This window comes from Rathayibacter rubneri (genome assembly GCF_023743255.1).
GTDB lineage: Bacteria > Actinomycetota > Actinomycetes > Actinomycetales > Microbacteriaceae > Rathayibacter > Rathayibacter rubneri.
The window spans coordinates 1-6848 of the sequence record NZ_JAMRYM010000130.1 but is presented as its reverse complement, the minus strand read 5'-3'; the positions used below and the strand labels follow the sequence as shown (position 1 = coordinate 6848).

The following is a 6848-nucleotide window of genomic DNA, read 5'->3' as shown; positions in this document are numbered from 1 at the left end:
GCCGACGTCCGCGAGCAGATCGCGAAGCTGCAGGCCGAGGGCGAGACCGTGGCGGATGATCCGGAGCAGCTCTGCGAGGCGACCGACGAGTACCGCGGCCACTACGCGGGCGGGTTCTGGCTCGGCCCGCTCATCTTCGCGTCCTCGCGCTGGAACTCGACGCGCGCGACCAGCTGGGCGCCCGTGACGAGCGGAGGGTTCGCCGCCCGCGGGGCGACCCAGCCCGACGTCGTGCAGAGGGCCCCCGCCGGCGCGACCGTCGGCTCGAAGCAGACGCTCTCGGGCGGCTTCGGCTCGACCGGCAAGTCGGGCTTCGGCTCGACCGTCGGCGGCTGAGCCTCGACGCGAGTCCGGAGGACTCGCGCGGATCCGGCCTCGACCCGTCGGCCGCGGAGTGGGAGCGTGGACGGATGGACTCCCTGACACTGCGATGGCCCGCCGTCGTCACGGACGCGGCCGATCCCGAGGTCTACGTCGTCGATGCCGTCAACACCGGGCCCGAACGGTGGGTGCCCGCTCGCGGCCGGGTCTTCCACGTCGTCGGGACGATCGTCCCGCGGGGGACGGCCTCGGGAGCGGTCGGTTGGGCGGCGCTCGCGCAGACGCCCGCCGTGCCGCTCGACCCGGGCGAGTACGCACGCCTCCCGGTGTCGATCGACTCGGGAGCGTGGCGCGATCTCGAGCCCGGAGCGCACGACGTGCACGCCGTCCTGGTGGCGACCGACCTGCGCGCGCCGATCCTGCCCGTCGAGCTCGGTGCGGATCGGATCCTCGAGCGGCGGAGGGAGAGCGTGAGACCGGGCCCTGCTCGACGCAGACGCCTCCTCGACGACGAGATCGCTCGACTCACCGCCGTGCTCGCCGCAGGACCCCTCCTCGAGGCCCTGGTCCGCGAGATCTCCGGGATCACCGACGAGGAACGCGTCGTCGAGGCGATCGCCCGGCACAGGGGCCTCGAGGAGACCGCCGCCCGGTCGATCCTCAGTGCGCCCTTGCGCGATCTGCACGTCTCCGGATCCGGACGCCTGCGCGACCTGATCGCTCGGGCCGTCCAGCGTCGCGACGGAGGCGGGTGACGCTCCAGTGCCTGGTGAGCAGCCCTAGGCCCGCGCGCTCCGGAGGGAGTCGATCGCCTGCTGAGCCGCCCGCTTCACGTCGCGGTCGGGGTCGCGGAGCATCGCCGTGAGCGTCTGCTCGACGCTCGACGCGAACTCGCCCTTCTCGTCGCGTCCGGAGCGGATGCCCGCGGTCGCGACGGCGAGCAGCGCACGCGCTCCCGCCGATCGCACGCGCGGGTGCTCGTCGGTCGTGAGGCGCGCGAGCTTCTTCTGGCCGCCGAGGACGCGCTCGGTGCAGACCCTGGCGCACATCTCGCGCACCCGCCACGAGGAGTTCGCGAGACCCGCGACGACCGCGTCGGCCGCCTCGTCGTCCCAGACGTAGAGCAGCGCGCGGGCGCCCCAGAGCTCGGGCCAGTACAGCGACGGTGCGCCCTTCAGCACGCCGTCGGCGTGCTCGCCGCCGACCACGAGGAGGAAGGACTCCCCCTCGTAGCCGCCCGTCAGCAGGGCGGCGGAGCGGAGTGCGACGGTGCGCTCGCCCTCGCGGGCGACCTGGGCGCGCAGGCGCTCCTCGAGAGGATCGGTGAGGATGACGGTGGGTTCGCTGTCGGATGCCATGTGGTTCTCCAGAGTAGTCGGGACGCGGCTACCGGGCCTTCCGCTCCAGCACGAGATGCACCACTCCGGACGGCGACGGCACGGCCTCGATGTCGAAGCGCTCCTCCAGCCCCTCGAGCCCGTCCCACAGCCGCTCGCCGCGGCCCAGCACGATCGGCACGACGACCACGTGCAGGTGGTCGATCAGATCCGCCTCGAGGAACTGCCGAACCGTGGCGACGCCTCCGCCGATCCGCACGTCGAGACCGCCGGCCAGCTCGCGCGCCCTCGCGAGCGCGGTCGCGGGGTCGGCGTCGACGAAGTGGAAGCTCGTGCCCCCGGCCATCTCGAGGACCGGGCGCGGATGGTGCGTCAGGACGACGACCGGCGTGCGGAACACGGGGTCCTCGCCCCACCAGCCGCGCCAGTCCTCGTCCTCCCACGGCCCGCGCTGGGGGCCGAACTTGTTGCGCCCCATGATCTCGGCGCCGATACCCTCTCCCCAGCCGCTCGCGAGGGCGTCGTCGACTCCGCGCGAGCCGGGTCCGTCACCGGGCAGACCCATGTCGCGGAAGGTGCGGGTGCCCGTGGCCCAGCCCATCAGCCGGTGCCCGGCGTGGCCGAACGGCGCCTCGAGCGTCTGCCCCTCTCCGGCGCCGAAGCCGTCGAGCGAGACCGAGAAGTTGTGCACGCGGACGAGGGACACGGCGCCTCCAGAGGATCGGGATCGCGGCTCACTGTAGGCCTGCCGTGCGATGGCGGGAAGACCTACAGTCGGAGGCATGGGGCGCGGGGCGGGAACGGGTGCGGCGCTCCTCCTGGTGCTCGCCCTGGGCGGCTGCACCACCGCCGGGTCCTCCTGCACCGAGATCGGCTGGCACAACTCCGTCCTCGTGGTGGGCAGCGGGCCGGGGCTGCAGGAGGTGGCCGACGTCACCGTCTGCGTCGGCGACACGTGCTCGACGGCGTCCGACGTCGCCGCGGACGACGAGATGCGCGAGTACTTCAGGGCGCACAACGTGGGCGGACCGTGGCTCCTCGGCATCGGCCAGGAGCTGCCCGACGAGATCGCGGTCAGCGCCGTCGACTTCGCGGGCCGCACGGTGCTCGACGCGGACCACCCGGTCGTGTGGAGCGGCATCCGCGAACCGAACGGCGTCGGATGCGGCGAGCAGGCCGACACCGCCGAGGTCCGGGTCGACTTCCCCGGGCGACCGGATCAGCGCTCGTCGACGTCCCGGCGCCCCCTTCCGCCTGCCGCGCCCGCGTAGCGTGGAGCGCATGGAAGCCGCCTCGATCGAGATCGTGCGCTTCGTCGTGTCGCCGCTGCACCGCTACGAGGGCCGGCCCGCCGACGGCCCGATCCCGTTCGAGGGCAACGAGCAGCCCGATCGGATCGAGATCCGCGCCGGCCTCGGCATCGTCGGCGACCGCTACTTCGCCCAGCGGGCGCACCGCACTGCGGCGATCACGCTCTTCGCGATCGAGTCGCTCGAGCACGCCGCCGCCGAGCTCGGCGCGGCGCCGTTCGATCCCTCCGACGCCCGGAGGAACATCACGGTCCGCGGCGCCGACGTCGACGCCCTCGCCGGCCGCACCTTCGCCCTCGAGCAGGACGATCAGCGGATCGAGTTCCAGGGCGGCCGCCCGGCCAACCCGTGCGCCTGGATGAACACCGCCCTCGCACCCGGTGCCCACCAGGCCCTGCGGCGACGCGGCGGCGTGCGCACGGCGCCCCTGGGCAACGGCGTCCTCCACCTGGGTCCCGCGCGGCTGATCCTCCACCGTTCGGAGGACATGCTCATCTGAGGGCTCCGGCGAGCCCCTAGGCTCACTGCGACCACCCCGCCGTCGAAGGAGGCGCCCGTGCCCCGAAGCCTCCGCTCGGTCGCCCTCGGCGCCCGCGCCCGCCTCCGCGACGCGTTCGCCACCGCCCGCTCCCGCCGCCGCGATCCGCGCCGCCGGTACAGGCGCACCGACGTCTCCGTGCAGCGGATCCGGCACGACGACGTGTGGGCCCGCGTCAGCACCGTGGGCCGCACGGGCGAGCGCACCTTCGTGCTCGTCCCCGGCATCGGAGTCGCTGCCACCTACTTCGAGCGCCTCGCCCCCGCGCTCAACGAGTTCGGCCCCGTGCACGCCCTCGATCTGCCCGGCTTCGGCGGCGTCCCGCACCCGCCGCACGCCCGCCACATGACCATCCCCGACTACGCCGCGCTCGTCGGCCGAGTGATCGACGAGCTCGGCCTCGAGGACCCGGTCGTCCTCGGGCACTCGATGGGCACCCAGGTCGTCGCCGAGCTGGCCGCGCAGCGCCCCGAGCTCACGACCATCGTGCTGCTGGGCCCCGTGATGAACAGGCACGAGCGCCGGGTGCCGATCGCCGGGCTCCGCTTCGCCCAGTCGAGCCTGCGCGAGCCGCGGCGGGTCGCCGTGCTGGCCGCGGGGGCCTACCTGCTCTGCGGTCCGCGCTGGTTCTCGCGGGTGCTGCCCGAGATGATGCACTACCCGATCGAGCGGACGGTGCCCCGCATCCGGGCGTCGGCGCTCCTCATCCGGGGCGAGCACGACCGGCTCGTGCCGCGGGAGTGGATCGAGGAGCTGGCCGGGTCGATGCCGTTCGCCCGCGCGTGGGAGATCCCGGAGGCCGCGCACTCCGTCATGCACGCGCACGCCGAGGAGGTGGCGCGGCTCTGCGTCGAGCACGCGCGCGCCCCGCAGCCCGATCGCGACGAGGCCGAGCTGAAGCGCTACCCCGACGCCGACATCGACCACTCCGAGGAGGACGCCGCCGTCGCCGATCCGCTCGGCGCCGCCCGCGGCCGGGTGACCGAGCTGGTCGGCATCCTCACCGACGACGACACGCTCATCGCCGAGGGCAAGACCCAGCACGCCGAGGCGACGGATCCGGCCGCCCTGCGCGACGACGACGCCGAGAACGCGCAGAGGGGCTGAGCGCGCAGGGGCTCGATCCGTGGGGCCGAGTCCGTCGAGACTCAGGACTCCTCGCCCACGATCTCCTCGCGGATCCGGCGCAGATCCTCGGCGAGCGCCCCCACCAGGATCCAGTGCTCCGGATGCGGTGTCGCGATCACGAGCGGCGCGGTGAGCGCGGGCAGCTCGTCCGTGATCGCCTCCGGCTCGGGCACGTCCACCGCCGACTGCACCAGCAGCCGCAGGTCGTGCGCCGCGCGGTGCAGCTGCACCGCGATGTCCGAGATCGTCGGCTCGCGCACCAGCTCCACGTCGTAGAGGTCGTGCACGGTGCGGGTCATCCCGCGCACGCGGGTCACGATCCTGGCCAGCCGCGGAGTGACGGAGTCGAGCGCCTCGAGCCGGTCGCGGTGCGCGGAGCGGCGCGGATTCAGCCGCAGCGACTCCTCGCCGGTGGCGATCGCGGCCTCGGCCTTCAGCTGCATCGTCTGCAGCAGCCGGGCGTTGATCAGCAGCTCGTCGAGCCGCCTCCGCTCGACCGGGGACTGCAGGGCGTCGCCGAGGTCGTCGAGCGCCGCGGCGACCTGGGCCGTCAGATCGCCCACTGCCCGCTCGGCCGGACCGAGGACCACCGGCGGCACGATCAGACCGTTGACGACGACTCCGACCGCCGCCCCGATCAGCGTCTCGACGATGCGGTCGACCGCGTAGTTCGGAGTGACGGCGCCCACCGAGAGCACGAGCATCGCGCTGATCGGGATCTGCACCGCCGACGCCGGCGTCAGCCGCACCGCCCAGCCCACGGCGATCGCCGCGACGATCGCGATCAGCACGATCACGCTCTCGCCGCCGAAGAGCGTGCCGATGACCGAGCCGAGGACGACGCCCAGGATCACACCGACACTGCGCTCGAGCGCCTTCGCGAACGACTGGTTCACGCTCGGCGCCACGACGAGCAGCGCCGCGATGGCGCCGAACACCGGCAGCGTGTCGGGGAAGACCGCGGCGGCGATCCCCCAGGTGACGGCGGTGGCGACGGCCGTCTTGACCAGCTGCAGCAGCGGCGGCCGCGTGGCCACGGTGAAGCTGGAGGTCAGGCGCATGCCCCCACGGTAGCGAGCGCGCCGGGGCGGGCGCCGTGCGGGCTCAGCGCTCGTGCGCGGCCTCCACGCTCGCGAGCACCGCGCGGAGCGAGCGCGCCGCCTCCGCTCTCTGCGTCGACGGCACCCGTGCGAGCAGGTCGCGCTCGACGGCCAGCACCTCCGGGAACGCCCGGTCGACCAGCTCGACGCCGTCGGAGGTCAGGGCGATCAGCGCTCCCCGGCCGTCGGAGGGGTTCGCCGAGCGCACGACGAGCCCCCGCTTCTCGAGCGCGTGCAGCCGCTTGGTGATCGCCGGCGCCGAGGCCAGCCCGATCGTCCGCAGCGCGCTCGGCGACCGCGGCTCCCCGGCCCGGCGCAGCGTGGTCAGCACGTCGAACTCGCCGCGGGTGAGCCCGTGGGCGGCGAGCCGCTCCTCCGTCGCCCGCACCACGAGGGCGGAGGCGCGGATCAGTCGGCCGATCACGTCGACGGCCTCGGTGTCGAGCTCGGGCCGCAGCACCGCCCAGCCGTCGCGGATCTCGTCGACGGCATCGCGGGCTGGACTCTCGAAGTCATTCACGAGTAAAGTATATCCGGTTCACCCGTGAACCACTTCCGGCCGCCGCCGCTCGGATCCGCCCACCGAGAGGACCCCGTGCCCACCACCCTGCTGCCACTGCTCCCCCACCCTCGGGAGCTCGTCGCCCTCGGCCCGCACGCCGGCGCCCACCGCGTCGCGATCCGCGCCGGAGTCTCGATGGCCGTGCCGCTCCTCGTGCTCTGGGCCCTCGGTCGCACCGACCTCGCGCTCTACGCCACCTTCGGCGCCTTCACGGCGCTCTACGGCCGCCAGCACACCCACCGCCCGCGCCTGCGGATGCAGCTCTCGGCCGCGGGCTACCTCGTCGCGACGGTCACGATCGGCACCGCCGTCGCCCTCTCCCCCGCCCGCGAGTGGCTGATCATCCCCGTGGTCGTCGCCGTCGCGGTCGCCGCCGTCTACCTCACCGACGCCCTGCACTGGCACCCGCCCGGCCCGCTCTTCCCGGTCTTCGCGGTGACCGCCTGCGCCTCCGTGCCCACCGACGCCGCGCGCATCCCGGAGGCGTTCCTCCTCTCGGCCGCCTCCGCCGCCTTCGCCCTCCTCATCGGAGCGGAAGGACGTGCGCCACGG

Annotated in this window: 9 protein-coding genes and 1 pseudogene; 6 read left to right on the top strand and 4 right to left on the bottom strand. The window is 74.0% G+C overall.

Annotation, left to right across the window (positions count from 1 at the left end; translation table 11 throughout):
* A partial coding sequence (locus tag NB037_RS17840) for a hypothetical protein (protein WP_251948170.1) occupies positions 1 to 336 on the top strand: 336 nt, incomplete at its 5' end.
* 74 nt (positions 337 to 410) lie between these two features.
* Complete coding sequence (locus NB037_RS17835; RefSeq protein ID WP_251948168.1) at positions 411 to 1076, top strand: hypothetical protein; 666 nt, start codon at positions 411 to 413, stop codon at positions 1074 to 1076.
* A gap of 24 nt (positions 1077 to 1100) precedes the next feature.
* Here NB037_RS17835 and NB037_RS17830 read toward each other — a convergent pair whose 3' ends face one another.
* Positions 1101 to 1679: a HEAT repeat domain-containing protein gene (locus NB037_RS17830; protein ID WP_251948166.1), complete on the bottom strand. Its 579-nt coding sequence runs from the start codon at positions 1677 to 1679 to the stop codon at positions 1101 to 1103.
* A gap of 28 nt (positions 1680 to 1707) precedes the next feature.
* Entirely contained in the window at positions 1708 to 2364 is a 657-nt protein-coding gene (locus NB037_RS17825) for a dihydrofolate reductase family protein (protein WP_251948164.1), read from the bottom strand.
* A 76-nt stretch (positions 2365 to 2440) separates the two neighbouring features.
* Between NB037_RS17825 and NB037_RS17820 the strand changes: the two genes are divergently transcribed.
* Genes NB037_RS17820 through NB037_RS17810 form a run of 3 tightly spaced genes read left to right on the top strand, consistent with a single transcriptional unit; the run spans position 2441 to position 4613 of the window.
* Positions 2441 to 2929 carry a hypothetical protein gene (locus NB037_RS17820; protein ID WP_251948162.1) on the top strand — a complete coding sequence of 163 codons (489 nt, stop codon included), beginning with the start codon at positions 2441 to 2443 and terminating at the stop codon, positions 2927 to 2929.
* Between the two features lie 10 nt (positions 2930 to 2939).
* Positions 2940 to 3467, top strand: coding sequence for an MOSC domain-containing protein (locus NB037_RS17815; RefSeq protein ID WP_251948160.1), 528 nt, complete (start codon positions 2940 to 2942; stop codon positions 3465 to 3467).
* Between the two features lie 57 nt (positions 3468 to 3524).
* The gene (locus NB037_RS17810; RefSeq protein ID WP_251948159.1) at positions 3525 to 4613 is read left to right on the top strand and encodes an alpha/beta fold hydrolase; all 1089 of its coding nucleotides are present in this window, start codon (positions 3525 to 3527) and stop codon (positions 4611 to 4613) included.
* Positions 4614 to 4654: 41 nt separating this feature from the next.
* On the opposite strand, the gene NB037_RS17805 is transcribed toward NB037_RS17810, so the two are convergent.
* Entirely contained in the window at positions 4655 to 5695 is a 1041-nt protein-coding gene (locus tag NB037_RS17805) for an FUSC family protein (RefSeq protein ID WP_251948158.1), read from the bottom strand.
* Between the two features lie 43 nt (positions 5696 to 5738).
* A complete protein-coding gene (locus NB037_RS17800) occupies positions 5739 to 6254 on the bottom strand; it encodes a MarR family winged helix-turn-helix transcriptional regulator (RefSeq protein WP_251948157.1) in 516 nt (171 codons plus the stop codon).
* 75 nt (positions 6255 to 6329) lie between these two features.
* Between NB037_RS17800 and NB037_RS17795 the strand changes: the two are divergent.
* A pseudogene (locus tag NB037_RS17795) lies at positions 6330 to 6848 on the top strand (FUSC family protein); the annotation flags it as partial.